Raw genomic sequence first — 24,933 nt, forward strand, 5'->3', positions numbered from 1 at the left:
TGAGCCGAGTTTAGGGGATCAACTCGGCTGTAGGCCTTGGCCTGCCGCTGGCTTCCTAAAGTTGGACTTAGCCCTTCTTCTGGCCCCCCGGGGCCCTACTGGCGCCTTGCTCAAACCCGACTGGCTGCGCGTCAAGGCCCCCCAGCGGGAGCGCATCGGTGAGGTGGCAGACCTGCTGCAGGATCTCAAGCTCAACACCGTCTGCCAGGAGGCCAGCTGCCCCAATATCGGCGAGTGCTTTGCCGGCGGCACGGCCACCTTTTTGATCATGGGGCCTGGCTGCACCCGGGCCTGCCCCTACTGCGACATCGACTTCGACAAAAGCGTGCGGGAGCTCGACCCCAGCGAACCTGAGCGACTGGGCGAAGCGGTGGCGCGCCTGGGCCTGAGCCACGTGGTGATCACCTCGGTCAACCGCGACGACCTGGCCGATGGGGGCGCCAGCCAGTTTGTCGCCTGCATTGAGCAGGTCAGAAAGCTATCAGCGCTCACCACGATCGAGCTACTGATCCCCGATTTCTGCGGCAACTGGGACGCCCTGGCCGCCGTAATGGAAGGCGCCCCTGAAGTGCTCAATCACAACATCGAAACGGTGCCCAGGCTCTATAAAAAGGCCCGCCCCCAGGGCCTCTACGAGCGCTCCCTGGAGCTGCTGCAGCGGGTGCGTAGCGGCTGGCCGCGCACCTACACCAAATCCGGCCTGATGACTGGCCTGGGTGAGAGCGACGTTGAGGTGAAAGAGGTAATGGCCGATCTACGCAGCCACCAGGTGGACATCGTCACTATCGGCCAGTACCTCTCCCCAGGCCCAAAGCACCTGCCGGTGGATCGCTTCGTGACCCCGGAACAATTTGCGGCTTTCAAGCAGCACGGTGAGCAGGAGCTCGGCTTCCTGCAGGTGGTGAGCAGCCCGCTCACCCGCAGCAGCTACCACGCCGGCGAGGTGCAGCGGCTGATGCGGGAGTATCCGCGCTAGGCCGCCACGGCCTGCCGTTCCGCCAGACCCACGCTGGCCTTCTCGCTGGGGGGCACCAGTAGTTTGAAGCGTCCCTTCCAGGTGGGCCAATCCGCCAAGATCTCAGCTGCCTTGGCGCTGCCGGTGGCTTCGACGTGGGCCTGCAGCAAGGGCTTGAGCAGGACTTCCTGCTCAGGAGTAGTGAGCTCACAAATGGCCACGATCTCAGGGTTAACCCGCTCAGCCAGGCCACCACTCTCATCGAGGATGAAGGCCACACCACCGGTCATACCGGCGGCCACGTTGCGGCCGGTGCTGCCCAGCACCACTACCACGCCACCGGTCATGTATTCGCAGCAGTGATCGCCGGCGCCCTCCACCACGGTTTTGGCCCCGCTATTGCGCACGCCAAAGCGCTCACCGGCGCGGCCTAGGGCAAACAGCTCTCCACCTGTGGCGCCATAGAGACAGGTGTTGCCCAGGATCACCTGGTTGCCAGGGTCGTTGACGCCGGCGGGGGGCACCACGCTGAGGCGTCCACCATTGAGGCCCTTGCCCACATAGTCGTTGGCTTCTCCCACTAGGCGCACGTTCATGCCCTGAAGCACGAAGGCCCCGAAGCTCTGACCAGCTGCCCCTAGGTAGGTGAGATCCAGTTGGCCCTGGAAGCCGGTGTTGCCGTGGCGCGCCGCAATCTCACCGGAGAGGCGGGCGCCCACGCTGCGATCTGTGTTGACGATCGTCAGGGTGCGGGCCACGCGGCCGTGGCCCTCGATAGCCGCCATCACCTCGGCATCGGCCAGCAGCTGATCTTCCAGGATTTGTCCATTGCCATGGGCCTGGGCGTCGTGCTGAAGCCAGCTGCGATCAGCAGCAGCGGGGATCGGGTCAATCAGGCAGGAGAGATCAAGGGCGCTGGTTTTGGCGAGAGCCACGGCCCGGGGCTGCAGCAATTCACTGCGGCCGATCAGCTCTTCGAGGCGGGCCACGCCAAGCACGCTCAGCAGCTGACGCACCTCCTCGGCCACGAACAGGAAGAAATTCACCACGTGCTCGGGCACGCCGGGGAAGCGCTTGCGAAGGTTTTCCTTCTGGGTGGCCACCCCCACCGGGCAATTGTTGGTGTGGCAGACGCGGGCCATGATGCAGCCCTCGGCGATCATCGCCACCGAGCCGAAGCCGTATTCCTCGGCGCCCAGCAAGGCAGCGATGATCACGTCCCAGCCGGTTTTGAGGCCGCCATCGGCCCGCAGCAGCACCCGATCTCGCAGACCGTTCTCTAGCAGCGACCGGTGCACCTCGGTGAGGCCTAGCTCCCAGGGACTGCCGGCATGTTTGATCGAACTCAGCGGTGAAGCGCCCGTGCCGCCGTCGTGGCCGGAGATCTGAATCACATCGGCGTTGGCCTTGGCCACCCCCGCGGCGATCGTGCCGATGCCGATCTCGGCCACCAGCTTCACGCTCACCTTGGCGGCGGGATGCACCTGGTGCAGATCGTGGATTAGCTGGGCCAGATCCTCAATTGAATAGATGTCGTGATGGGGAGGCGGCGAAATCAGCGCCACACCGGCCTTGCTGTTGCGCAGCCAGGCGATGTAAGGATCCACCTTGGGGCCGGGCAGCTGTCCGCCCTCGCCCGGCTTGGCCCCCTGGGCCACCTTGATCTCCAGCTGACGGCCACTGCGCAGATATTCGGGCGTAACACCGAAACGCCCTGAGGCGATCTGCTTGATGGCGGAGCAGGCGGTATCTCCGTTGCGCAGGCCATTGAGACTGGGCAGGGTCGGCGAATGACCGCCGCCGTCCACATCGGTGAGCAGCCCGAAGCGGGCCGGATCCTCGCCGCCCTCACCGCTGTTGCTCTTGCCGCCGATACGGTTCATGGCGATGGCCAGCACTTCGTGGGCCTCGCGGGAGAGGGCCCCCAGGCTCATGCCACCAGTACAAAAGCGGCTGCAGATGCTCTCCACGCTCTCCACCTGCTCGATCGGCAGCGGGGCGGGAGCGGGTTTGAGCTCCAGCAGGTCCCGCAGGGCCGTTACCGGCCGGTTCTCCAGCAAGGTTTTGTAGGTGGAGAAGTGGTCGTAGCCGGGGCCCGCCTTGACGGCGGCATGCAGGGCTTTAGCCATCTCTGGGCTGTTGAGGTGAAACTCGCCGCCAGTGCGGTATTGCACGAAGCCCATGAACTCGAGCTTGGTCCGGTTGAGCTCAGGAAACGCCTTGGCATGGAAGCTGAGGGTTTCGCTGGCCAGCTCACCCAAACTGAGGCCCGCCACCCGGCTGGTGGTGCCGCTGAAGGCCAACTGGATCAGATCGGCACCAAGGCCAATTGCCTCAAAGATCTGGGCGCCGTGATAACTCGCCAGCAGTGAAATGCCGATCTTGGAGAGGATCTTGCGCAGGCCGTCTTCAAGGGCCTTGCGCACATTTGCCTGCACCTGGTCAGGGCTGAGCGCCGGCAGCTTGCCGGTTTCAATCAGCTTCTGCACCCGGGGGTGGGCCAGCCAGTGGCGGCTTGTTTCCCAGGTGAGCCAAGGGCAAACGGCACTGGCGCCGTAACCGATCAGGCAGGCCAGGTGATGGGTACTCCAGCACTGGGCCGTTTCCACTACCAGGGAAGCCTGCAGCCGCAGGCCCAAGTTGAGCAGGTGGTGATGCACCGCGCCCACAGCCAGCAGCGGTGGGATGGTGGCCGTAGTGGCATTGATCCCACCAGCCTCGCCGCCCCGATCGCTCAGCACCAGGATCTGACTGCCAGCACGCACGGCCGCCTCGGCTGCGCTGCGCAGGCGCTGCACCGCAACCTCGAGGCCTCCAGGACCGTCGGTAACAAGCATCAGCGTGGAAAGGGTCGTTGTGGGCAGGCCCTGCCGGCCAACCTCTACAAGCTCCGCCTCGTTGAGGATCGGACTTGCCAAATGCAACACTGCTGCCGAGGCAGCTTCGGGGCACAGCGGCGAGCCCCGCTTACCCAGATGCATCTCCAGGCTCATCACCAGCTTTTCGCGCAGGGGGTCGATCGGCGGGTTGGTGACTTGGGCGAAACGCTGCTTGAAGTAGTCGTAAAGAAGATGGGGTTTGCCTGATAGCACTGCCAGGGGAATGTCGTCACCCATGCAATAAGTGGGCTCCTTGGCCGCACCAGCCATGTCTTCGATCACCAGATCGAAATCCTCGGCAGTGAAGCCGAAGGCTGTTTGCTTTTGGAGCAGCTCCAGATTCCCCAGCTGACGCTCCTGGGACCAGGGCTGGGGAGCGAGATTGCGGCGGTGCTGCGCCAACCAGTCACCGTAGGGATGGCGGGCGGCCACCTCGGCCTTCACCTCCCAATTGCGCAACAGGCGGCCCTGCTCCAGATCCACTGCCAGCATCTGGCCAGGGCCGAGGCGACCCTTTTCGATGATGCGGCTCTCCTCAAGCTCGACCACCCCGGTTTCTGAGCCCATCACCACGAAACCATCGCTGGTAATGCAGTAGCGGGCTGGGCGCAGGCCGTTGCGATCGAGGGTCGCTCCCACGCAGCGACCATCGGCGAACACCAGCAGGGCCGGACCATCCCAGGGCTCCTGGGTGCAGGCGGAATACTCGTAAAAAGACTGGATATCGGGCTTATCTGCCAGCTCGGGCTGGTCGCGGAAAGCTTCTGGCACCAGGGTGAGCAAGCTCTCGGTGATCGGCCTGCCGCTGCGTACCAGCAGTTCAAGGGTGGCGTCGAGGTTGGCAGAATCGCTGAAGGCGGGGTTCACCACTGGCTTCAGTTCTGCAGCCGCCTCCCCCCACACCGCATCGAGATTGGCTTCCGAAGCCCTTGCCCAGTTGATGTTGCCCAACAAAGTATTGATCTCGCCGTTGTGGCCGAGCAGCCGCATGGGCTGGGCCAGGGGCCAGCGGGGCAGGGTGTTGGTGCTGAAGCGGCGGTGGTAAACCGCGAAGCTCACGGCAAAGCGTGGATCGCGCAGGTCGCCATAAAAAGCGGACAGCACCGCTGAGCGCACCATTCCTTTGTAGACAACAGTGCGGCTACTCAGGGAAGCGAAGTAGAGATCAGCAGGTCCTGGCCCCCAAACGGCGCGGGCCCGATCGCCGCAACGCCGGCGCAGTCTGAACAGAAGGGCTTCAAGGTCATCACCGGCTTGATCGCCGGCGATAAGCCACTGCTCGATGGCCGGCGCGGTCTGGCGGGCCAAGGGGCCGAGCACAGTTGCATCCAGAGGTACTTCTCGCCAACCCTGGCTGCTCAGCCCCAGCTTGGCGGCCTCATCATCACAAAAAAGCTTGGCCTGCTCGCGCTTTGCGGCATCGGCTGGCAAGAAAACCATGCCCAGCCCACGAGCCGATCCTTTGGCTGCCGCCGCCTCGGGCCACACCTGTTCCAAAAAACTCCAGGGGATGCCGCAGAGCACACCGGCCCCATCACCGGAATCACCATCGCCGCCACAACCACCGCGGTGCTCCATGCAATCGAGGCCGCGCAGGGCCTGCTGCAGCACCCAGTGGCTGGCTTCGCCCTGAAGGTTGGCCAGAAAGCCCACGCCACAGGCGTCCTTCTCACCAGCCACAGCCGCTGGAGCGGCGCTGTCGCAATGGGGCCAAACAGGGCGAGAGGAATGAGGCATAACCCGAGACGGTCCGGCAGTTGATCTGTCAGGGCAGCGCCGCAGAACACCCGTAGGTGTTAGCGGCAGCAGAGTGGCTGATCCTAGGGATGCATATCCCAAAACCAGGGCACCCCATCCTTTAAAGAGGGCTAGCTTTCGTAGCTATCGGACGGACTGGCCCATGGCCTCTACTGCGTCCTTAGTCCCCTGGCTCCTGGTTTTGTGTCTACCAGCGGTCAGCCAGGCCATCCCCCTGAGGCCGCCACCGCCGCCGCCGCCCCCAATCGGTGACGCCGCAGCACCAGAGCGCCAGGGCCTGGGCAGCAGGATCGGCATCAATGGCCGGCTCCAGAGCGCCCGCTGGCTGTGGGTGGATGGCTTGGGCGACACGCCCCAACAACTGTGGATTCCCTTGGAGGTGCTTGAGAACCAGCTCGGGGTCACCAGCCGCGGCCGCAGCGATGGCGCTCTGGAGCTGGAGTGGTTTGGCCAGGAACTCAAGGTGCCCGCCAGCGCCCAACGCAGCCTTGAAGACGAGGTGGCGGTAGACGTGAGCGGCCTGTTTAGCAGGATCGGCGTGGGCATACGCCAGGAGGGCAGCCTGCTCAGCCTGGAGCTTGCCAAGCCTCAGCTGCTCCAGGTGCGCAGCTCAAACCCTGGCCCTGTGAAGCGCATCGTGCTCGATGTGAACGGACCGGCGGCCATTACTAAAGATGACGGCGGACTCGTGGTCGACCTGCTCAGCCGCAGCGACCAAAAGACCCTGCTGGGGAGCTTGGGCCTCCAGGCCCAGCAGGACAGAGCCGGGCTGAGGCTCAAACCCTCCGCAGCCAAATTGAACCGGGTATTCAGCCTGGGCGAACCCAACCGGGTGGTGATCGAGTGGCCGGACAAGGGGACCTCCACCCGCACTGACAGTCCAGCCCCGATTGATCCACGCCTGCAGGCCCTGCTTGGCAATGAATTGCAGTGGGATCGCTTAGTGCGCCAGGGGGTGCGCATCAACGCGATCCGCGTTGATCCACGCAGTGCCTCGCTGCAGCTACGGCCCCTGGCGAGGCCTGGAGCCATGGAAGGACTCAGTTCCCTGGTGCAACTCGCTAATCAGCAACGAGCCTGGGTAGCCATCAATGGTGGTTACTTCAACCGAGTGCGGCGTCTGCCCCTAGGGGCTCTAAAACAAAACGGCCGTTGGCTGTCTGGGCCAATTTTGAATCGGGGCGTGGCTGCCTGGGACGAAAGCAGCCTGCCCAACTTTGGCCGGCTGCAGCTTTCGCAATGGGTGGTGGGCCCAGGCGCACATCGACTGCCGGTCCTTGTTGTCAACAGTGGTTATGTGCAGCGAGGCATAAGCAGCTACACCGCCGACTGGGGACCCAGCTACCGAGCCCTGAGTGGCTCTGAAACTGGCCTATTAATTCAGGGTGGCCTGGTGCGGCAGCAGCTTGGCACCGCCGAACTGGAGGCGGGCGTGCCGCTACGGGGCGATGACCTGCTGCTGGTAGGGCGGGGTGGAGCGAGCTTACCCTGGGTCTCAGGCGACCAGCTCCAGATCGAAAGCCGCTCAAGCAGCAACTTAGGCACCGCAGCAAACGTGATCGGCGGTGGACCGTTGCTGTTGCAAGCTGGCCGAATCGTGCTCAACGGCGCAGTCGAAAACTTCAGCGCCGCCTTTCTCAGCCAAGGGGCACCCCGCACCGTGCTCGCCAGAGACGACCGCCAGGTGTGGCTGATCACCATGGAAGGGATCCAGGACAGCGGTCCCACGCTGGGGGAAGCCGCCATGCTCTTGCAACAGCTGGGGCTTCAAGACGCCTTGAATCTTGATGGGGGTAGCTCCACGGGGCTGGTGCTGGGGGGATCCCTACAGGTGAGCGGTCGGGGTGTGGCAGGATCCATTCACAACGGCATTGGTCTGGTGCCGTGAGACGGCTGCCAAAATAAGTAGAGATATGCAGCCCCTCATGCCCATGGCTAAGGGCCACAGTTTGCGTCTGACCGCCGCCGCCGCCGCCGAGCTGGGGCGGCAGGCCGCCGTTGCAGGCACCCCCGGGATGATGCATCTGGATTTGGTGGATGGCCGCTGTGAGCGCTGGGCCATTCGGTTGCGTCCCGGCCACCTAGCAGGCACGCCTATTGCAAGAGCCGACGGCATCACCCTCTACGCGCCAGCCGAACAGCTAAACCTCTTGAGCCGCCTGAACCTCGACTACCGGGGTGACATCAGCGGCGGTGGCTTTCTGGTTCGTCCGGGTGAAGGCATGGTGAGTTGCGCCTGCGGCACTGCATTCAGTCACTCAGGAGGCGGTCGCCAGGCGACCCAGTAAGGTGATGGATTGTCGAAATCGGTCGGACGTCCGACCAATATTCTCCGACCAGACCCCGGCCCTCGATGCCCACCATTCAGCAGCTAATCCGTACTGAGCGCCAGAGTCTTTCTCGGAAGACCAAGTCGCCCGCCCTGCGCGCTTGTCCCGAGCGCCGTGGGGTTTGCACACGCGTGTACACCTCAACCCCCAAGAAGCCGAATTCGGCCCTACGCAAGGTGGCTCGGGTGCGCCTCACCTCCGGTTTCGAGGTGACCGCCTACATCCCCGGCATTGGGCACAACCTTCAGGAGCACTCTGTGGTTCTGATCCGGGGTGGTCGTGTCAAGGATCTGCCTGGCGTTCGCTACCACATCATCCGCGGCACCTTGGACACTGCAGGCGTCAAGGATCGTCGGCAGTCACGCTCCAAGTACGGCGCCAAGACTCCCAAAAGCTGAGCTTGCTTTGATCAGCGTGATCAGTCGCTGACCAGCAACTTCAGCAAAGGGCGTCACCGATGCCCGCTCTATTCCCTTCCCCTAGTTCTCCCCGCTCCGGTCGACCATGTCTCGCCGCAATGCCGCCGAGAAGCGCCCAGTGCTTCCCGACCCCCAGTTCAACAGCCGCCTGGCCTCCATGATCGTGGCCCGGCTCATGAAGCACGGCAAAAAGTCAACGGCACAGCGCATCCTTTCGGATGCCTTCTCCTTGATCAACGACCGCACCGGTACTGATCCCCTGGAGCTGTTTGAGACAGCTGTACGCAATGCAACCCCGTTGGTTGAGGTTCGTGCCCGCCGGGTTGGCGGTGCCACTTACCAGGTGCCGATGGAAGTTCGCCAGGAGCGCGGTACCGCCATGGCCCTGCGCTGGCTGGTGAATTTCTCCCGCGCCCGCAACGGCCGCAGCATGGCTCAGAAATTGGCTGGTGAGCTGATGGATGCAGCCAATGAAGCCGGTAGCGCGGTTCGCAAACGGGAAGAGACCCACAAGATGGCTGAAGCCAACAAGGCTTTCGCCCACTACCGCTACTGAGCCTGCCTGAAACTGCTGAAGCCCAGGGCGACTTCAGCCTCTACAGACCCGGTCTGTAGAGTGACGCCCACGTTTTGTTGACCTTTCGGAGACCTCCCCCGTGGCCCGCGCCTTTCCACTGGAACGCGTAAGAAATATTGGTATTGCCGCCCACATCGATGCGGGCAAAACCACGACGACTGAACGGATTCTGTTCTATTCAGGCGTTGTCCACAAGATGGGCGAGGTGCACGACGGTGCAGCGGTCACCGACTGGATGGAGCAGGAGCGGGAGCGTGGTATCACAATCACCGCAGCTGCCATTTCCACCACTTGGAAAGACAACCGCATCAACATCATCGACACCCCCGGGCACGTCGACTTCACCATTGAGGTGGAGCGTTCGATGCGGGTCCTGGACGGAGTGGTCGCTGTCTTCTGCGCCGTTGGTGGCGTTCAGCCCCAGTCAGAAACCGTTTGGCGTCAGGCTGACCGCTACAACGTGCCCCGGATCGTGTTCGTCAACAAGATGGACCGGACCGGTGCCGACTTCCTCAAGGTCTACGAGCAAATCAAGGATCGACTCAAAGCCAATGCCGCCCCGATCCAGCTGCCGATCGGAGCCGAGGGCGAACTAAAAGGAATCATCGACCTTGTACACAACAAGGCGATTATTTACACCAATGATCTCGGCACCGACATCATTGAAAGTGAAATTCCTGAAAACATGGTTGAAGAGGCTAAAAAGTGGCGCCTCAAGTTGATGGAAACGGTCGCTGAGTCCGTCGAAGACTTAATCGATCCCTTCCTGGAAAATGGCGAGCTCACCGAAGAGCAGTTGATCAAAGGCATCCGCCAGGCCACCATTCATCATGGCTTAGTGCCAATTGTTTGTGGCTCAGCCTTTAAAAATAAGGGCGTCCAGCTGGTGCTAGACGCGGTGGTCGACTACCTACCAGCACCAGTTGATCTACCTCCCATCACTGGCCTCATGCCAGATGGCAGCGAGTCAAACCGCCCCTGTGACGACAGCGCCCCATTTAGCGCCCTGGCCTTCAAAGTGATGGCTGACCCCTACGGCAAGCTCACTTTTGTGCGCATCTATTCCGGGGTGCTGAACAAAGGCAGCTACGTACTCAACTCCACCAAGGACAAGAAGGAGCGCATTTCCCGCTTGATCCTGCTCAAGGCTATTGACCGCGAAGAGGTGGACGAGCTCCGTGCAGGTGATCTTGGTGCAGTCTTGGGCCTTAAAGACACCACCACTGGAGACACACTTTGCCTCGAATCTGACCCGATCATCCTCGAATCGCTCTTCATCCCGGAGCCAGTGATCTCGGTGGCTGTCGAGCCGAAAACCAAGGGTGATATGGAGAAGCTTTCCAAAGCTCTTCAGTCACTTTCAGAAGAAGACCCCACTTTCCGGGTCTCCACCGATCCAGAAACCAGCCAGACAGTTATTGCTGGCATGGGAGAACTCCACCTTGAAATCTTGGTGGATCGGATGCTGCGTGAATTTAATGTTCAAGCAAATATCGGCGCTCCGCAGGTGTCCTATCGCGAAACCATTCGCACCAGCTCCAAGGGGGAAGGAAAATATGCTCGTCAGACTGGTGGCAAAGGTCAATACGGCCACGTAGTGATCGAAATGGAGCCAGGCGAGCCAGGCACAGGATTCGAATTCGTCAATAAAATTATTGGTGGCATCGTTCCCAAGGAGTACATCGGTCCCGCAGAAGCTGGCATGAAGGAGACCTGCCAATCCGGTGTGATTGCTGGTTTCCCCATGATCGACGTCAGGGCAACTATGGTTGATGGTTCGTACCACGACGTTGACTCCTCGGAAATGGCGTTTAAAATCGCCGGATCCATGGCCTTCAAAGACGCAGTCAAGAAGTGCAATCCCGTACTCCTTGAGCCAATGATGAAGGTGGAAGTCGAGATCCCCGAGGATTACCTTGGGTCGGTCATCGGCGACCTTTCATCCCGTCGAGGCCAGGTCGAAGGGCAGTCCATTGACAAAGGTCAGTCCAAGGTCCAAACAAAAGTGCCCCTGGCCGAAATGTTCGGCTACGCCACCCAGCTCCGATCCATGACCCAGGGTCGGGGTATTTTCTCGATGGAGTTCAGCCATTACGAGGAAGTTCCTCGCAATGTGGCTGAGGCCATCATCTCCAAGAATCAGGGCAATTCCTGATCTCTCCTCTACCCACTAACCCCCCGATTCTTTCTACTCATGGCACGCGAGAAGTTCGAAAGGAACAAACCCCACGTCAACATTGGCACCATCGGCCACGTTGACCACGGCAAAACCACCCTCACGGCTGCCATCACCAACGTGTTGGCGTCCCAGGGCATGGCCAAGGCCCAGGCCTACGACGAAATCGATGGTGCTCCTGAGGAGAAAGAGCGGGGCATCACTATCAACACGGCGCACGTCGAGTACGAGACCGTCAAGCGTCACTACGCTCACGTGGACTGCCCCGGCCACGCTGACTACGTCAAGAACATGATCACCGGTGCCGCCCAGATGGACGGCGCGATCCTGGTAGTAGCAGCGACCGACGGGCCGATGGCCCAGACCAAGGAACACATTCTCCTTGCCAAGCAGGTGGGTGTTCCCGCCCTAGTGGTGTTCCTCAACAAGAAGGACATGGTCGACGACGAGGAAATCCTCGAGCTCGTCGAACTGGAAATGCGCGAGCTGCTCAGCAGCTACGACTTCCCTGGCGATGACATCCCCGTGGTGGCAGGTTCAGCCCTGAAGGCCCTCGAATTTATCCAAGCTGGCAACAAGGCCGAGCGCGGTGCCAATGAGTGGGTTGACAAGATTCTCGACCTAATGGACGCCGTCGACGAGTCGATTCCCGAGCCCGAGCGCGAAGTCGACAAGCCCTTCCTGATGGCAATCGAGGACGTTTTCTCGATCACCGGTCGTGGCACCGTGGCAACTGGCCGTATCGAACGCGGCAAGGTCAAGGTTGGCGAAACCGTCCAGATCGTCGGCATCCGCGATACCCGCGAGACCACTGTCACCGGGGTGGAAATGTTCCGCAAGCTGCTCGAAGAGGGCTTGGCTGGCGACAACTGTGGACTACTGCTGCGCGGTATCCAGAAAGAGGACATCGAACGCGGCATGGTGCTGGTGAAGCCCAACTCCATCAAGCCCCACACCAAATTTGAAGGTGAGGTGTATGTGCTCAAGAAGGAAGAAGGCGGCCGCCACACCCCCTTCTTTGCTGGCTATCGCCCCCAGTTCTACATCCGTACAACGGACGTAACTGGCCAGATCACCGCCTTCACCTCTGACGACGGTGCCAACGTCGAAATGGTGATGCCCGGCGACCGCATCAAGATGACCGGCGAGCTCATCTGCCCCGTGGCCATTGAGCAGGGCATGCGCTTCGCTATTCGCGAAGGTGGCCGCACCATCGGTGCTGGCGTGGTCTCCAAGATCATCGCCTGATCCTGAGGTAGGTTTTTGGGGTGGGACCTCCTGGCTCTCCACCCCACCTGCCGCTCCTCGACAATCCAGCTCCACCAGCCACCAGGGCGTTTCGCCCAGGAGCTTCCTGACGCCTGATCCGACATGTCCACCGCCATTGCCCAGCAGAAGATCCGCATTCGCCTCAAGGCGTTTGATCGCCGGATGCTTGATCTCTCCTGCGAAAAAATCATCGAAACTGCCGACCACACCGCCGCCACGGCGATCGGCCCCATTCCATTGCCTACCAAGCGCAAAATCTACTGCGTGCTGCGCTCGCCCCACGTCGACAAAGACTCCCGCGAGCACTTCGAAACCCGCACCCATCGGCGCATCATCGATATCTACAGCCCTTCGGCAAAGACGATCGACGCCCTAATGAAGCTTGACCTGCCCAGCGGCGTTGATATTGAAGTCAAGCTCTGAGCACAATTACAAGCAATCCTGTCTGCCGACCCCTGTCACGCCAACGCGAGGCAGGGGTATTTTTTCTAGGATAATGGTGCACCTCCTTTTCAAGCCATGGGCGAGCTGGCCGTAAGGGAGCTGCCGCTGTTTCCCTTGCCCGACGTGGTGCTCTTCCCCCAGGAAGTACTACCTCTACATATTTTTGAACCCCGTTACCGGATGCTGCTGCGCACCGTGATGGCCGGTGACCAGCGCTTCGGAATTGTGCGTTGGGACCCAACAAACCAGACCATGGCCAATGTGGGCTGCTGTGCCGAAATCCTGCACTGTCAAACCCAGGACGACGACCACAGCAACATCGTGACCATGGGGCAACAGCGTTTTCGCGTACTCGACATCGTGCGCGAGGCGCCCTTTCGGGTCGGAATGGTGAGCTGGATTGAAGATGAACCCGAGACGAGCCATGCGGAGCTGGCTGCGTTGGCGGGCGATGTCGGCCAAGCCCTGCGGGATGTGGTGGAACTCACCGGCAAGCTGATTGGCAAACCGGCCAGCCTGCCCAACGACCTACCCGACCTGCCCCGGGAGCTGTCGTTCTGGATCGGAGCCCACCTAGGTGGGCCCGTGGCCGACCACCAGCAGGCCCTGCTGGAGATCACTGACACCAGCGAGCGCCTACGCCAGGAATATGAACTGCTGGACCAGACCAGGAGGCAGTTGGCGGCTCGCACCGTGCTCAAAGACACCTTCCAGCCCCAATAACCCCTGCCATGACCGTCCTGAGTTGGCCCCTGGCCGCCACCATCGGGGCCGGGGCCCTTGGCTGCCTTGCCGTCGCCTTATCAGCGCGCCTCTGGCTGAAACGGCGCCGGCGTTATGAATCCTCAGCAAGCGTGGCGGACGCCTACGACCGCTGGACCAATGACCAGCTGCTGGAGCGGCTCTGGGGGGACCATATCCACCTCGGCTACTACCGCCAGAGCGGAAACGGCAGGTCGCGCCACCAGGACTTCCGAGTTGCCAAGGAGACCTTCGTCCATGAGCTGGCCCGCTGGAGCGGCCTAGACAAACTGCCCCCCGGCTCCACCGTGTTGGATGTGGGCTGTGGCATTGGCGGCAGCGCCCGCATCCTGGCGAGGGACTACGGACTGAACGTCTTGGGTATCAGCATCAGCCCGGCCCAGATCGATCGGGCCACAGCCCTAACTCCAGCCGGCTTCAGCTGCCGCTTTGCGGTGATGGACGCCCTTGCCCTGGAAATTGCCGACGCCAGCGTTGACGCCGTCTGGAGTGTGGAGGCCTGTCCCCATATGCCCGACAAGCAGCGCTACGCCGATGAGTTGTTGCGGGTGCTCAAACCAGGCGGCCTGCTCGCTGTAGCTGACTGGAACCGGCGCGATCCGGCCGAAGGCGCCATGGACCGGCGCGAGCGCTGGGTGATGCGTCAGTTGCTTGAACAGTGGGCCCACCCTGAATTCGCCAGTATCAGCGGGCTGCAAAAGCACCTCGAATCAAGCGACCAATCCGGCGGCATCAGCATCGAAACCGGCGACTGGACCAGCGCCACCCTGCCCTCCTGGATCGAATCGATCTTTGAGGGGGTACGCCGGCCCGGCGCCATCCTGGGCCTCGGTCCCGCCGCAGTTTTGCAAGGCCTGCGCGAAACCCCCACGATCCTGCTGATGCGTTGGGCCTTCGCCACCGGACTGATGCAATTTGGCGTCTTTCGTGGCCGCAAGCCCAGCCAGGCCTAAATGACGCCTAAGCGAGATTTGTGATCGGGTAAGCCCCAAATAGGGCTAGGTGCTCGCAAAGGGGCGCTAGCTCCGCCAGAGCTGCCTCTAGAGGGGCAGATCCGTCGGGAAGCTCCAAGTCAACAAAAAAGATGTACTCACCCATCTCCCGCTTTGATGGGCGCGACTCGATTCGGCCCATGTTGAGCCCGCGCTGGGCAAAGCAGCCCAGGGCTTCGAGCAGGGCCCCTGGCTGGTTGGAGTGCAAGGAGAAGGCAAGGCTCGCCATCGGACCCTGCGATGAGCGGGGTCCCCGCCGCAGCAACAGGAAGCGGGTGCAGTTGCCCGCCACATCATTGATCGGGTAGGCCAGCTCCAGCAGGCCATGCTCCGAGCCGGCCTGCTGGGAGGCGATCGCCGCCCGGAAGCGACTGCCCGCCACCATGCGGGCGGCTTCGGCGGTGGAACTTGTAGGCAGCTGCAGGGCCTGGGGCAGATGCTCAGACAGCCACTGGCTGCACTGGGCCAGGGCCTGGGGGTGGGAGAGCACCTCACTCACCCCTGTAATTGGGCCGCTGCCAAGCAGGGCATGGCGGATCGGCAGCACCAGGGCCCGGGCGACGCTGAGATCCGGATGCTCCCAAAGAGCGTCCAAACAAGCCGTCACCCCCCCCTCCACTGAATTCTCCACAGGCACCACTGCAGCATCACAGCTGCCCTGGGCTAGGGCCTGAACCACGGCACGAATGCCTAGCTGAGGCACCAATTCAGGGCAGGCGACACCTTCCAACTCGGCCAGTTGCCGGGTTGCCTGCTCGCCGTAGGTGCCGGCTGGCCCGAGAAAGGCAAAACGCATCGTTTGCGGAACCGAGGACAGGCCATCGGGGGGTGACAGATAGGATCATGACTCGCCGGCTCGCAGGCCATGCCCCTGGCCTTCCGCGCCAGTCAGCAACTGCAACTTGATGTAAGCGACCAGCCCGAACGGCTGGCCTCCTACCTGAACGATCATGATCGGGTCGTCAAAGCCCTGCTGGACCCCAACCAGCTAGAGCCCCTCGGCCCAGGGCGCTACCGCTACGCAGTAACCCATCTACAGGTATTTCAACTTCAAATTCAGCCTGTGGTGGATCTGCGCACCCACTTGACGCCTGGCCGGCTGGTGCTCGAAGCCACCGAGTGTGAACTGGAGGGGTTGGGGCTTGTCGATGATTTCCAGCTCACCCTGGGGTCCTGGTTGGCGGCGGGCGCCACCGGACTGGAAGGGGAAGCCAGCTTGGCCGTGGCGGTCAGCCAGCCATCACTATTGAAACTAATTCCAGCCAGGGTGCTGGAGGCAACCGGCCGCTCCTTGCTGACAGGGATTCTGCTCGGCATCAAGGGCCGGGTGGGGCAGCAGCTACTCAGCGACTATCGCCTCTGGTGCTCGGAACACTGAGCTCCAGCCGCCCCAGAAAACTGTGGCGATGCAGCGGCGTTGTGCCCAGGTTTTGGAGGGCGGCACGATGCAAGGCCGTGCCATAACCGGCGTGACGCTCCAGCCCATAGCCCGCATAGCGCTCCCCCAGGGCGGTGATCAAGGCGTCCCGGGCCTGTTTGGCCAGCACGCTGGCTGCCGCAATCGCCAGGCAGTGGCTGTCGCCGCGCACGATTGTGCACTGGTCGCCGTGCCAGCCCCGCAGGGGCAGCACCCCATCCACCAGCAGTAGCTCAAACGAACACGACAGTTTCTGCAGGGCGCGGGCCATGGCCAGCTCGGTTGCCAGCCGGATGCCGCCACGGTCGATTTCGGCTGCTGATGCCTGGCCGAGGGCCCAGGAAGCCGCCAGGCGCTGGATAACGGGTACCAGGGCAGCCCGACGCCGGGCAGTGAGCTTTTTGCTGTCGGTGAGCCCCAGGTCAGCCAAAGGCGCCAGGGCTGTGGCCGGCAGCACCACAGCAGCGGCAAAAACAGGGCCGAAAAGACAGCCGCGACCTACCTCATCAACGCCGGCGCACTCGCCCGGATCCCGTCCCTGCCAGGGATCCGGCTCCGGCGAAGCCACTCAGCTGGAGGCCGAGGAGCGACGGCGGCGACGGCGCGGCTCGCCTGACTCATCGAGCTCCGGCTCGGCGACCGCCACCGCGGTGGCGGCTTGGGAGGTTGTGGCTTGGGAGGCTGTGTTTTTGGCAGCAGGGGTTTGGGCCGCTGAACTGCGGGTACGACCGCGGCGGCCTGGAATCTCGACCTCAGGCGGAGCAATGCTGGCAGTGGTCGGCACCGACACCGTGACCACGGTTTCCGGCTCGCTCAGCTCTGGCAGGGGCGTGATTTCCACCGGTGCAGGCATAGCCACAGGCTCTAAGCGTGAAGCTGGCATATCTCCACTGCCGTACTGACCTTCAGCCGCGACCGCATTGCCACCACGACCACCCCGTCCGCGGCGACGACGGGAACCGGCAGCGGCAAGCTGCTGCCTGGCTTGCTCCAGCACTTCTTCCGCCTCCATGCCGGGGCGTACCACGCGAACAACAACGTTGTCGTTGCTGGGGGGCTGCTCAAGCAGCAGGGCGGGATTGAGGCCCATCCAACCAAACACCAATTCCTGTTCCGCATCCATCGCCACAGCCACCAGCTCCTGGTCAAAGCGGCGGGGGGCCGGCTCCGTGCTGGCGCTGCTGACGGAGGGAGGTAGCTCGATCGGGACGATCTCCAGACCATCGCCAGCCAGGGCGCCAGGCGCATCCAGGAACTCGCTGCCGTTACGACCGCCTCGACCACCTCGGCGGCGGCGGCCGGTAGCGGCCTCGGGAATACCGGGGCTCAGTACCTCAGCACGAGCCGATGCGGCGGAGCGCACCAGGCCAGTAAGAGTTGCCAAGGGCTGAAGCGTCTCTGTGCCTGGAAGCACGGCCACATGACCCAAGCCACCACAGCTGGAGCAAGCGCGCCCAAACAATTCATAGATGTTCTGCCCCTGGCGCTTGCGGGTGAGCTCCACCAAGCCAAGCTCAGTGAGCTGGGCTATCTGGGGACGAGCGGCATCGTCGCGAATCGCCTGGGTGAAATGCTCTAGCAGCTGCAGCTGATCACGGCGCGACTCCATATCGATAAAATCGATGATCACCACGCCGCCGATGTTGCGCAGCTTCAGCTGGCGGCCAATCTCCACCGCCGCTTCGCAGTTGGTCCAGAGCACCGTCTCGCGGGAGTTGGCCGAGCGGGTGAAGGAGCCGGAGTTGACATCAATCACAGTGAGCGCCTCAGTGGGCTCGATGATCACGTAGCCGCCGGAAGGCAGATCAACTCTCGGTTTCAAGGCATCGCGAATGGCGGCATTGACCTTGAAGTGCTCGAGAATCTCCGCCGATTCGGTGTGAGCTTCCACCAGCACCGTGGTGTGATCAGAGCCCAGAAAGGCATTGGCCCGGGCAACCGCTTCCGGGGTATCAACCACCACCCGCACTAGCTCTGGGCTGTAGAGATCGCGCAAGACGCGATGCACAAAGTCTTCGTCGCGGTTGAGCAGCACCGGCGGGCTGGCGGTTTCGGCGGCGGTTTGGATGCCCTCCCACTGGCGCAGCAGAGCTTCAAGGTCGTCGATTAAAAGCTCTTCGCTAACAGCTTCTGCCTCGGTGCGGATCAGCAGGCCGGCGCCTGGTGGCTTGATCAGCACACCGAGGGCCCGCAGCCGGTTGCGCTCGTTCTCACCGTTGATGCGGCGGGAGATGTTTACTCCCTGGCCGTGGGGCTGCAGCACCAAAAACCGCCCCGGCAAGGCCAGGTTGCCTGTGAGGCGGGGGCCCTTGGTACCGGTGGGCTCCTTCATCACCTGCACCAACACCTTCTGGCGCGGCTCCAGCAATTCGGTGATGCCGGCAGCTCCCTTGCGCAGCCGCAGGGGGCCCAGATCGGTGACGTGAATAAAGCCGTTCTTTTCACTTTCGCCGATATTTACAAAAGCGGCATCGATGCCAGGCAACACATTTTCAACGGTGCCTAGATAGACGTCTCCGATCTGATAGCGGCCTTGGGCTACAACCAGTTCATCAACACGTTCGTCGTTGAGAACTGCGGCGATTCGCAGTTGCTCGGCTATGACGATCTGCTGGGGCATGGGGAATGGGATGGGCCCGACGGGCCCGGCCAGGGATAAAACGATGGATATGGACGGACTTGAAGGCTGAAACCTGGTGCAAGCCCTACGGGGCCAGGCCAGACAAACATCAACAAGCCAAAAAAACTTGGACTATTGGAAGCCCAGAAAATGATCAGAACGCCGGCAAATCCGGATCGTTGTGGCGGCAATGCTGCAAAAAATGCTGTTCTGAATCTTTCGCGCATCGAGTGCCGCGAAACAGCTTTCAAGAATCGAGCTTCCTGAAAGCGGTGGGGCGAAGACTGGGACAGAGGTGTCCTGGGGCGGTTAAACCAGCGAACCTGGCTACCGGCAACCGCTGGAACTCGATCAATAAACCGAGTCCAATCGGCTATTCGCCTTGATAGGAAATTAGCACGGCTTCAGCACCAAGGCCTTCCGCCGCAAGCCACTCAGGGCAAGGGATTGACCGAGCCGTTCAGCGAGCCAGTGCTGCACCTGCTCAGGACGGAGACTGCGGCCAGCAGCATCGATCGCAGCCCATAGGGTGCACCGCAAGGAGCCATCCGAATGCGGCTCCGCCCATTGCAAATCGAGCAGAAACGGCTGGCAATCGCGGCTGCGGGGGCGACCCTTTTTATCTGTGTCGTTCCACATCAGCGTCTCGGCGGCGAGCAAGCTGGCGCGGGCCTGCTGCCACTGCTCCGGGGTCGGCGGCGCCCCGGCTTGGGGCTGCAAAACAAACTGCCAATGGGCAGAAGCCAGCTCTTGGGAAAGGCTGACGCCAAACACCTCAACCCGAATAGCCGAGAGCAACTGGAAGCCAGGAGGAAGCTCAGGCTGCAACCGAGAGCGCACTAGGCCTGGATCCACCTGCTCGGTGAACTCCAAATCCAGCCACTCACCGCTGCCCTCTACCCCTAAGGGCAGCGGCAGGGCTAGCTGCAGGCGAGGCAGAGGATGGAAGCCACCGGTGAAACTCACCGGCAAGCCGGAGCGGCGCAAGGCCCGCTCCAGCATCCGCAAGGTGTCTAGATGGCTAATCAAAGCCAGGGAGCCAGTTTTGGCAAAGCCAATGCGGAGCCGGTCGACCCGGTCGCTGGCAGGGGCCCGCTGGGGAAAGGCTGCCGGAATGGCAGGCGGCGGAATCACCACGTTGTGGCCAAGCTCCGGGCCACACACGCCACAGCTGCTGCAGCCGTCAAAGGAGCAATCGGGCACCACAGTGGCGGCCAGGGCTCGCTGCAGGTCCTCAGCCAGCCAGCGCTTATCCAGGCCGGAATCGATGTGGTCCCAGGGCAGGCTCTGTTCGCAAAAGGTCTCCAGGTCAGCAGCATCCATCGCCTCCACCGCGCTCCAGGCGCCTAGCTCCAGCTGGCGGTAGCGACCGCCTAGACCAGCCGCCTCGATCGCACCGGTCCAGGCGGCGTAGCTGCGCTCGGCCGACTCAAACCAGGCATCCAAGCCCGCCCCAGCCCGCCAGGCCGCCTCAATCACCGCTGAGAGGCGGCGGTCGCCGCGGCCAACAAAGTCTTCCACCGCGGAAAGGCGCACATCGCTGAAATTAGTTTTGAGGCCCCGCAGCTGGCGCAGGGCCCGGCGCAACAGCTCCTGACGCCGCCGAAATTCATCGGTGCTGACGCTGTGCCACTGGAAAGGCGTGTGGGGCTTGGGCGTGAAATTACTGATCGTCAGGTTGAGCTCCAGCCGGCCGAGATCGGAGCACTGGCGTTGCAAGGCCTGGCAGGTATGGGCGATGCCGAGCACGTCGGAGTCAGTTTCCCCCGGCAGGCCGATCATGAAATAGAGCTTCAATTTGCGATAGCCGTTCTCCATCGCCGTACGCACGCCGGCCAGCAGCTCTGCATCGGTGAGCCCCTTATTGACGATGTCGCGCAGGCGCTGGCTGCCGGCCTCCGGCGCAAAGGTGAGGCCCGCCTTGCGAGTACCGCCCAGGATGTGGGCGATGTTTTGATCGAAACGATCCACCCGCTGGCTGGGCAGGGTGAGCGAAACATTTTTGTCAGCCAGGCGGTTGCGCAGCTCCACCCCCACCGCAGGCAGAGCCAGATAATCCGAGCAGCTCAGGGACAGCAGCGAGAAATCGCTGTAGCCGGTGCGGCCCATGCCCTCCTCAACGGCCTCAATGACCGCTTCTGGCTCCACATCGCGGGCAGGGCGAGTCAGCATCCCCGGCTGACAGAAGCGGCAACCGCGGGTGCAGCCGCGCCGAATTTCCACCGTGAGCCGGTCATGCACCGTTTCGATATGGGGCACCAACCCCATGGCGTAGTGGGGCATGGGCGTGGCGGTACGCCGCTGAATCCGGGCCGGGGCGCCTGGCTCGAGCGGCTCGATGCTCACCCCATCGGCGCCGGGCCCATAGAGGCTGGGCACATATACCCCTGGCACCTGGGCCAGATCCTTCAGCAGCGCCTGGCGGCTAAGGCCGGCGGCCCGGCCTTCGGCCACCACCAGGCCGATCTCCGGCAGCAGCTCCTCGCCATCGCCGAGGGCCACGAAGTCGAAGAAGGCGGCAAAGGGCTCCGGGTTGCTGGTGGCGGTGGGGCCGCCGGCAAAAATCAGCGGTGGCGCATCCGGGTGAGCCAGGGGCAGGTCGCCGCGATCGGCCGCCCGGATCGGGATGGCGGCCAGCTCCAGCATCTCGAGGATGTTGGTGCCGCCCAGTTCGTAGCTGAGCGAGAAGCCCAGGATGTCGAAGGCGGCCAGGGGCCGCCGGCTCTCAACCGCAAACAGGGGCGCGCCGCGCTCGCGCAGGCGGGCGGCCAGATCCGGCGCCGGCAGGTAGCTGCGGTCGCACAGCTGGCCGGGAACGGCGTTGAGAATTGAATAGAGAATGATGTGGCCGCTGTTGCTTGCCCCCACCTCGTAGACCTCGGGGTAGGTGAGCGCCCAGCGCACCCCTACCGCCTGCCAGTCGGCCTCCCAGTCGCGCAGCTTCACCCCCAGCTCATTGCCCAGGTAGCGGGCGGGCTTGCTGATGCCCAGATCCACCAGGGCGTCAAAGTCGACCGGCGCATCAGCCGAGGTGGCAACGGTCACAGGTGCCGGCGGCAGGCAAGACCCCAATCGTATGCATGCCCGCAACACCGGCAATAACCGTGCAATTTGACACCTATGCTGCAGAAATGCACGGTTATTTGCCCAGGCAGGCCCAGCTGGCGCTCGGCAAGGCCCTGAACCGGGCGCCGGCGGCCCTGCTGCTGGGACCCCGGCAGTGTGGCAAATCAACGCTGGCGCGCCAACTACTGGCCGAGCGCGGTGATGCCGTATTGCTCGACTTGCAGGACCGGAGCGATCGCGCCCGCCTGCAGGAGCCGGAGCTGTTCTTCGAGGCCCACCGCCACGACCTGGTGTGCCTCGACGAAATCCAGCTACTGCCAGAATTTTTCAGTCTGCTGCGCGTCGAGATCGACCGGGATCGCCGGCCCGGGCGGTTCCTACTGCTGGGCTCGGCCTCCGGCCCGCTGCTACACCAGAGCCAGGAAAGCCTGGCCGGCCGCATCGCCCAGGTGGAGCTCACCCCATTTCTGCTGAGCGAAATAGCCCCCGCCATTCGCTGGCAGCAGCTGTGGCTGCGCGGCGGCTTCCCCGAGAGCCTGCTGGCTAGTGCAGACGACGACAGCATCGACTGGCGCGAGGATTTCATCCGCACCTTCCTGGGCCGCGACATCGCCGCGCTGGAGCTCGGGCTGCCACTGCCATTGATGGAGCGGCTGTGGCGGTTGCTGGCCCACCTCCAGGGGCAAACCCTCAATGCCAGCCGGCTAGCGGGCCTGCTTGATCTCAGCAGCGCCCGGTTGCAGAAGCTGCTGGCGGCACTGGAGCACACCTTCATGCTGCGGCGTCTACCGCCCCTGGAGGCCAACCTGAGCAAGAGGCTGGTGCGCTCGCCCAAGCTCTACCTGCGCGACAGCGGCCTGCTGCACAACCTGCTCGGCATCGAGAGCTACGACGATCTGCTGGCCCACCCGCAGGCCGGTGAGAGCTGGGAGGGTTTCGTGATCGAGCAGCTGATCGCCGCCCATCCCCGCTGGCGTCCCCATTTCCTGCGCACCGGCCACGGCGCCGAACTCGACCTGGTGCTGGAGCGGGGCCAGCGCCGGCGGGTCTATGAAATCAAGCTCTCCAAGGCGCCGAAGCTCTCCCGCGGCTTCCATGAGCTGGTGGAGCAGCTCCAACCGGAGCAGGCCTCACTGATCGCCCCGGTGGAAACGAGCTTCGAGATTCGCCCGGGCATCTGGGTGCAACCGCCCCTGGAGGCTGGCCAGCAACCCGCATAGGACAATCGCCCCATCACTCACCGGGCCCGGCGGCGGCCCAACCCGCGCACCATGGCCCAAGTCAACGGCAACTACCTCAAGCTCAAGGCTGGCTACCTGTTCCCGGAGATCGCCCGGCGGGTGAAGGCCTTCAGTGAGGCCAACCCCACAGCCCCGATCATCCGTCTGGGCATCGGTGATGTGACCGAGCCCCTGCCAGAAGCCTGCCGCAACGCCATGAAGGCGGCCATCGATGAGATGGGCAGCCGAGAAGGCTTCCGCGGCTATGGCCCGGAGCAGGGGTATCTCTGGCTGCGGGAGGCGATTGCGAAACACGATTTCCAGGCCCGCGGCTGCCAGATCAGCGCCGAGGAGATCTTCGTCTCCGATGGCAGCAAGTGCGACAGCGCCAACATCCTCGACATCCTGGGGCCGGACAACCGCATCGCCGTGACCGACCCGGTGTATCCGGTGTATGTGGACAGCAACGTGATGGCGGGGCGCACCGGCGACGCCGATGACGGCGGCCAGTACGGCGGCCTCACCTACCTGCCCATCAACGCCGAGAACGGTTTCACCGCCGAGATCCCCACCGAGAAGGTGGATCTGATCTACCTCTGCTTCCCGAACAACCCCACCGGCGCTGTGGCCACCAAGGCGCAACTGCAGGCCTGGGTCGATTACGCCCGCGCCAACGGCGCCCTGATCCTGTTCGATGCCGCCTACGAGGCCTTCATCCAGGACCCCGAGCTACCCCACTCGATCTACGAAATTGAAGGCGCCCGCGAGTGCGCGATCGAATTCCGCTCCTTTTCCAAGAACGCCGGCTTCACCGGCACCCGCTGCGCCCTCACCGTGGTGCCCCGGGGCTTGATGGGCACCGCCGCCAATGGCGAGCGCGTGGAGCTCTGGGGCCTGTGGAACCGGCGCCAGTGCACCAAGTTCAACGGGGTGAGCTATATCGTGCAGCGGGGCGCCGAAGCGGTGTATTCCGCCGAGGGCCAGGCCCAGGTGCAGGCTCTGGTTGCCTTCTACATGGAAAACGCCGCGATCATCAGCCGCGAACTCACCGCCGCCGGCCTGGCGGTATACGGCGGTGAGCAGGCCCCCTACGTGTGGATCAAAACGCCCGCCGGCGTGGATTCCTGGGGCTTCTTCGATCTGCTGCTGGGCCAGGCCCACGTGGTGGGCACCCCCGGCAGCGGCTTCGGCGCCGCCGGCGAGGGCTACTTCCGCCTCTCGGCCTTCAACAGCCGGGAAAACGTGATGGAGGCAATGGGGCGGATTCAGGGGGCACTGAAGGGCTGGTAAAGGCCGTCTAACCATTAGCGGCTCAAAAGTAAGCGCATGCGGTTGACATTGATCAACTGCAAGGCTTCACCGGAATCGCAGGAGCGAGGAATGAAGGGTTTGCTCTCTGCAGCACGGTCTTGCGCAAGCACGGGTGCCGGAAACGGAGGAGTGGTAGAGGTGAGGACAGCCGCGATGCGGAGGAGGTCAAGAGAAAAACGATATTGACTATCCCAAGGCCGCAAAGCAGCACCAGCCTTGCCTGGGCAGGGCTGCATGCATTCGAGAAACCGGACGGGAATGGCCTGCGCTTCAAATTGGGCCCGGAAAGTGGCTTCCAGGCAGCGCAGAACTGGAGAGGTGAGGATGGTGACACGCTTGCTAACTAAGACGTCATTGCAGCGACCGAGGTACATCAGGGTATGTAGCGCTGACCCGAGCGTTCCAGCCACATCGCGGGCATTGATGAGATAGCGGATCTGATCCTTGAGCGGCAGGTTTTGTGGGTGAAGAACATGCCAGCCATGCAGCGAGAGAAGATTCTCCAAATCCTGCTCTGCCTCCACACGCCTGGACGAATCAGACAGCGAAGATCGGGACAGATACACCCTGCTCGGGAAGGACACGTCGAGCCAATCAGGATGATCCGGAGGCAGCAGCGTGGAGTCGAGTGCTTGCAGCACATCAACCACATGGGTGAAATGGCTGGGATGCACTGGCCCACCCTCAAACATGGTCGGCACGGGCGACCACAAGCGCTTCACTAGGAGGTGATCAATA

19 protein-coding genes are annotated in these 24,933 nt (G+C 62.9%); 13 read left to right on the forward strand and 6 right to left on the reverse strand.

Annotation, left to right across the window (positions count from 1 at the left end):
- Nucleotides 1–106: 106 nt before the first annotated feature.
- Nucleotides 107–976 carry a lipoyl synthase gene (gene lipA / locus AC01FP_RS02395; RefSeq protein WP_474477697.1) on the forward strand — a complete coding sequence of 290 codons (870 nt, stop codon included), beginning with the start codon at nucleotides 107–109 and terminating at the stop codon, nucleotides 974–976.
- Here the strand turns inward: lipA and AC01FP_RS02400 are convergent.
- Nucleotides 973–5,571 carry a glutamate synthase-related protein gene (locus AC01FP_RS02400; protein ID WP_474477699.1) on the reverse strand — a complete coding sequence of 1,533 codons (4,599 nt, stop codon included), beginning with the start codon at nucleotides 5,569–5,571 and terminating at the stop codon, nucleotides 973–975. The two genes, lipA and AC01FP_RS02400, sit on opposite strands and share 4 nt — an antisense overlap.
- Nucleotides 5,572–5,734: 163 nt before the next feature.
- Here AC01FP_RS02400 and AC01FP_RS02405 point away from each other — a divergent pair, with 163 nt between their 5' ends.
- The 9 genes from AC01FP_RS02405 (at nucleotide 5,735) to AC01FP_RS02445 (ending at nucleotide 14,522) form a co-directional block, all read left to right on the forward strand.
- The gene (locus tag AC01FP_RS02405; RefSeq protein WP_474477702.1) at nucleotides 5,735–7,480 is read left to right on the forward strand and encodes a phosphodiester glycosidase family protein; all 1,746 of its coding nucleotides are present in this window, start codon (nucleotides 5,735–5,737) and stop codon (nucleotides 7,478–7,480) included.
- Nucleotides 7,481–7,523: 43 nt separating this feature from the next.
- Nucleotides 7,524–7,880 carry an AIR synthase gene (locus AC01FP_RS02410; protein WP_474477705.1) on the forward strand — a complete coding sequence of 119 codons (357 nt, stop codon included), beginning with the start codon at nucleotides 7,524–7,526 and terminating at the stop codon, nucleotides 7,878–7,880.
- A gap of 65 nt (nucleotides 7,881–7,945) precedes the next feature.
- Entirely contained in the window at nucleotides 7,946–8,320 is a 375-nt protein-coding gene (gene rpsL, locus AC01FP_RS02415; RefSeq protein WP_106632417.1) for a 30S ribosomal protein S12, read from the forward strand.
- A gap of 106 nt (nucleotides 8,321–8,426) precedes the next feature.
- Entirely contained in the window at nucleotides 8,427–8,897 is a 471-nt protein-coding gene (gene rpsG / locus AC01FP_RS02420; RefSeq protein ID WP_106632418.1) for a 30S ribosomal protein S7, read from the forward strand.
- 100 nt (nucleotides 8,898–8,997) lie between these two features.
- Nucleotides 8,998–11,073: an elongation factor G gene (gene fusA / locus AC01FP_RS02425; protein WP_474477708.1), complete on the forward strand. Its 2,076-nt coding sequence runs from the start codon at nucleotides 8,998–9,000 to the stop codon at nucleotides 11,071–11,073.
- 39 nt (nucleotides 11,074–11,112) lie between these two features.
- Nucleotides 11,113–12,342, forward strand: a complete 1,230-nt coding sequence (gene tuf, locus AC01FP_RS02430; protein WP_322764240.1) for an elongation factor Tu — start codon at nucleotides 11,113–11,115, stop codon at nucleotides 12,340–12,342.
- Nucleotides 12,343–12,465: 123 nt separating this feature from the next.
- Nucleotides 12,466–12,786, forward strand: a complete 321-nt coding sequence (rpsJ, locus tag AC01FP_RS02435) for a 30S ribosomal protein S10 (RefSeq protein ID WP_006910513.1) — start codon at nucleotides 12,466–12,468, stop codon at nucleotides 12,784–12,786.
- A 96-nt stretch (nucleotides 12,787–12,882) separates the two neighbouring features.
- Nucleotides 12,883–13,530 (forward strand): LON peptidase substrate-binding domain-containing protein, encoded by a 648-nt coding sequence (locus AC01FP_RS02440; RefSeq protein WP_474477712.1) that lies wholly within the window; start codon nucleotides 12,883–12,885, stop codon nucleotides 13,528–13,530.
- A gap of 8 nt (nucleotides 13,531–13,538) precedes the next feature.
- The gene (locus AC01FP_RS02445) at nucleotides 13,539–14,522 is read left to right on the forward strand and encodes a methyltransferase domain-containing protein (protein ID WP_474477715.1); all 984 of its coding nucleotides are present in this window, start codon (nucleotides 13,539–13,541) and stop codon (nucleotides 14,520–14,522) included.
- Nucleotides 14,523–14,529: 7 nt separating this feature from the next.
- Here AC01FP_RS02445 and pheA read toward each other — a convergent pair whose 3' ends face one another.
- Entirely contained in the window at nucleotides 14,530–15,357 is an 828-nt protein-coding gene (gene pheA / locus AC01FP_RS02450; protein ID WP_474477718.1) for a prephenate dehydratase, read from the reverse strand.
- A 69-nt stretch (nucleotides 15,358–15,426) separates the two neighbouring features.
- Between pheA and AC01FP_RS02455 the strand changes: the two genes are divergently transcribed.
- Nucleotides 15,427–15,939, forward strand: coding sequence for a DUF1997 domain-containing protein (locus tag AC01FP_RS02455; protein WP_474477721.1), 513 nt, complete (start codon nucleotides 15,427–15,429; stop codon nucleotides 15,937–15,939).
- Here AC01FP_RS02455 and AC01FP_RS02460 read toward each other — a convergent pair.
- From AC01FP_RS02460 to AC01FP_RS02470, 3 genes are all read right to left on the reverse strand, one after another.
- Complete coding sequence (locus AC01FP_RS02460; RefSeq protein ID WP_474477724.1) at nucleotides 15,905–16,546, reverse strand: ribonuclease HII; 642 nt, start codon at nucleotides 16,544–16,546, stop codon at nucleotides 15,905–15,907. The genes AC01FP_RS02455 and AC01FP_RS02460 overlap by 35 nt on opposite strands.
- Complete coding sequence (locus tag AC01FP_RS02465) at nucleotides 16,547–18,598, reverse strand: Rne/Rng family ribonuclease (RefSeq protein ID WP_474477726.1); 2,052 nt, start codon at nucleotides 18,596–18,598, stop codon at nucleotides 16,547–16,549.
- Nucleotides 18,599–18,991: 393 nt separating this feature from the next.
- On the reverse strand, nucleotides 18,992–21,643 hold the full coding sequence (locus tag AC01FP_RS02470; RefSeq protein WP_474477729.1) for a TIGR03960 family B12-binding radical SAM protein: 2,652 nt from the start codon (nucleotides 21,641–21,643) through the stop codon (nucleotides 18,992–18,994).
- Between the two features lie 35 nt (nucleotides 21,644–21,678).
- Here AC01FP_RS02470 and AC01FP_RS02475 point away from each other — a divergent pair, with 35 nt between their 5' ends.
- Both AC01FP_RS02475 and AC01FP_RS02480 read left to right on the forward strand, forming a co-directional pair.
- On the forward strand, nucleotides 21,679–22,884 hold the full coding sequence (locus tag AC01FP_RS02475; protein WP_474477732.1) for an ATP-binding protein: 1,206 nt from the start codon (nucleotides 21,679–21,681) through the stop codon (nucleotides 22,882–22,884).
- Between the two features lie 51 nt (nucleotides 22,885–22,935).
- Nucleotides 22,936–24,174 (forward strand): LL-diaminopimelate aminotransferase, encoded by a 1,239-nt coding sequence (locus AC01FP_RS02480; RefSeq protein ID WP_474477735.1) that lies wholly within the window; start codon nucleotides 22,936–22,938, stop codon nucleotides 24,172–24,174.
- Between the two features lie 14 nt (nucleotides 24,175–24,188).
- Here AC01FP_RS02480 and AC01FP_RS02485 read toward each other — a convergent pair.
- Nucleotides 24,189–24,933, reverse strand: a 745-nt coding sequence (locus tag AC01FP_RS02485; protein WP_474477738.1) for a glycosyltransferase family 61 protein, incomplete at its 5' end; no start/stop codon positions are given.

Source organism: Cyanobium sp. NIVA-CYA 375, assembly GCF_056108345.1.

Excerpts from the sequence above, each read along its gene's own strand:
- AC01FP_RS02445 (WP_474477715.1), top strand. The coding sequence starts at position 13,539 with ATGACCGTCCTGAGTTGGCCCCTGGCCGCCACCATCGGGGCCGGGGCC.
- AC01FP_RS02475 (WP_474477732.1), top strand. The coding sequence starts at position 21,679 with ATGCCCGCAACACCGGCAATAACCGTGCAATTTGACACCTATGCTGCA.
- AC01FP_RS02455 (WP_474477721.1), top strand. The coding sequence starts at position 15,427 with ATGCCCCTGGCCTTCCGCGCCAGTCAGCAACTGCAACTTGATGTAAGC.
- AC01FP_RS02465 (WP_474477726.1), bottom strand. The coding sequence starts at position 18,598 with ATGCCCCAGCAGATCGTCATAGCCGAGCAACTGCGAATCGCCGCAGTT.
- rpsL (WP_106632417.1), top strand. The coding sequence starts at position 7,946 with ATGCCCACCATTCAGCAGCTAATCCGTACTGAGCGCCAGAGTCTTTCT.
- AC01FP_RS02405 (WP_474477702.1), top strand. The coding sequence starts at position 5,735 with ATGGCCTCTACTGCGTCCTTAGTCCCCTGGCTCCTGGTTTTGTGTCTA.
- tuf (WP_322764240.1), top strand. The coding sequence starts at position 11,113 with ATGGCACGCGAGAAGTTCGAAAGGAACAAACCCCACGTCAACATTGGC.
- rpsG (WP_106632418.1), top strand. The coding sequence starts at position 8,427 with ATGTCTCGCCGCAATGCCGCCGAGAAGCGCCCAGTGCTTCCCGACCCC.
- AC01FP_RS02440 (WP_474477712.1), top strand. The coding sequence starts at position 12,883 with ATGGGCGAGCTGGCCGTAAGGGAGCTGCCGCTGTTTCCCTTGCCCGAC.
- AC01FP_RS02480 (WP_474477735.1), top strand. The coding sequence starts at position 22,936 with ATGGCCCAAGTCAACGGCAACTACCTCAAGCTCAAGGCTGGCTACCTG.
- rpsJ (WP_006910513.1), top strand. The coding sequence starts at position 12,466 with ATGTCCACCGCCATTGCCCAGCAGAAGATCCGCATTCGCCTCAAGGCG.
- AC01FP_RS02410 (WP_474477705.1), top strand. The coding sequence starts at position 7,524 with ATGGCTAAGGGCCACAGTTTGCGTCTGACCGCCGCCGCCGCCGCCGAG.
- pheA (WP_474477718.1), bottom strand. The coding sequence starts at position 15,357 with ATGCGTTTTGCCTTTCTCGGGCCAGCCGGCACCTACGGCGAGCAGGCA.
- AC01FP_RS02400 (WP_474477699.1), bottom strand. The coding sequence starts at position 5,571 with ATGCCTCATTCCTCTCGCCCTGTTTGGCCCCATTGCGACAGCGCCGCT.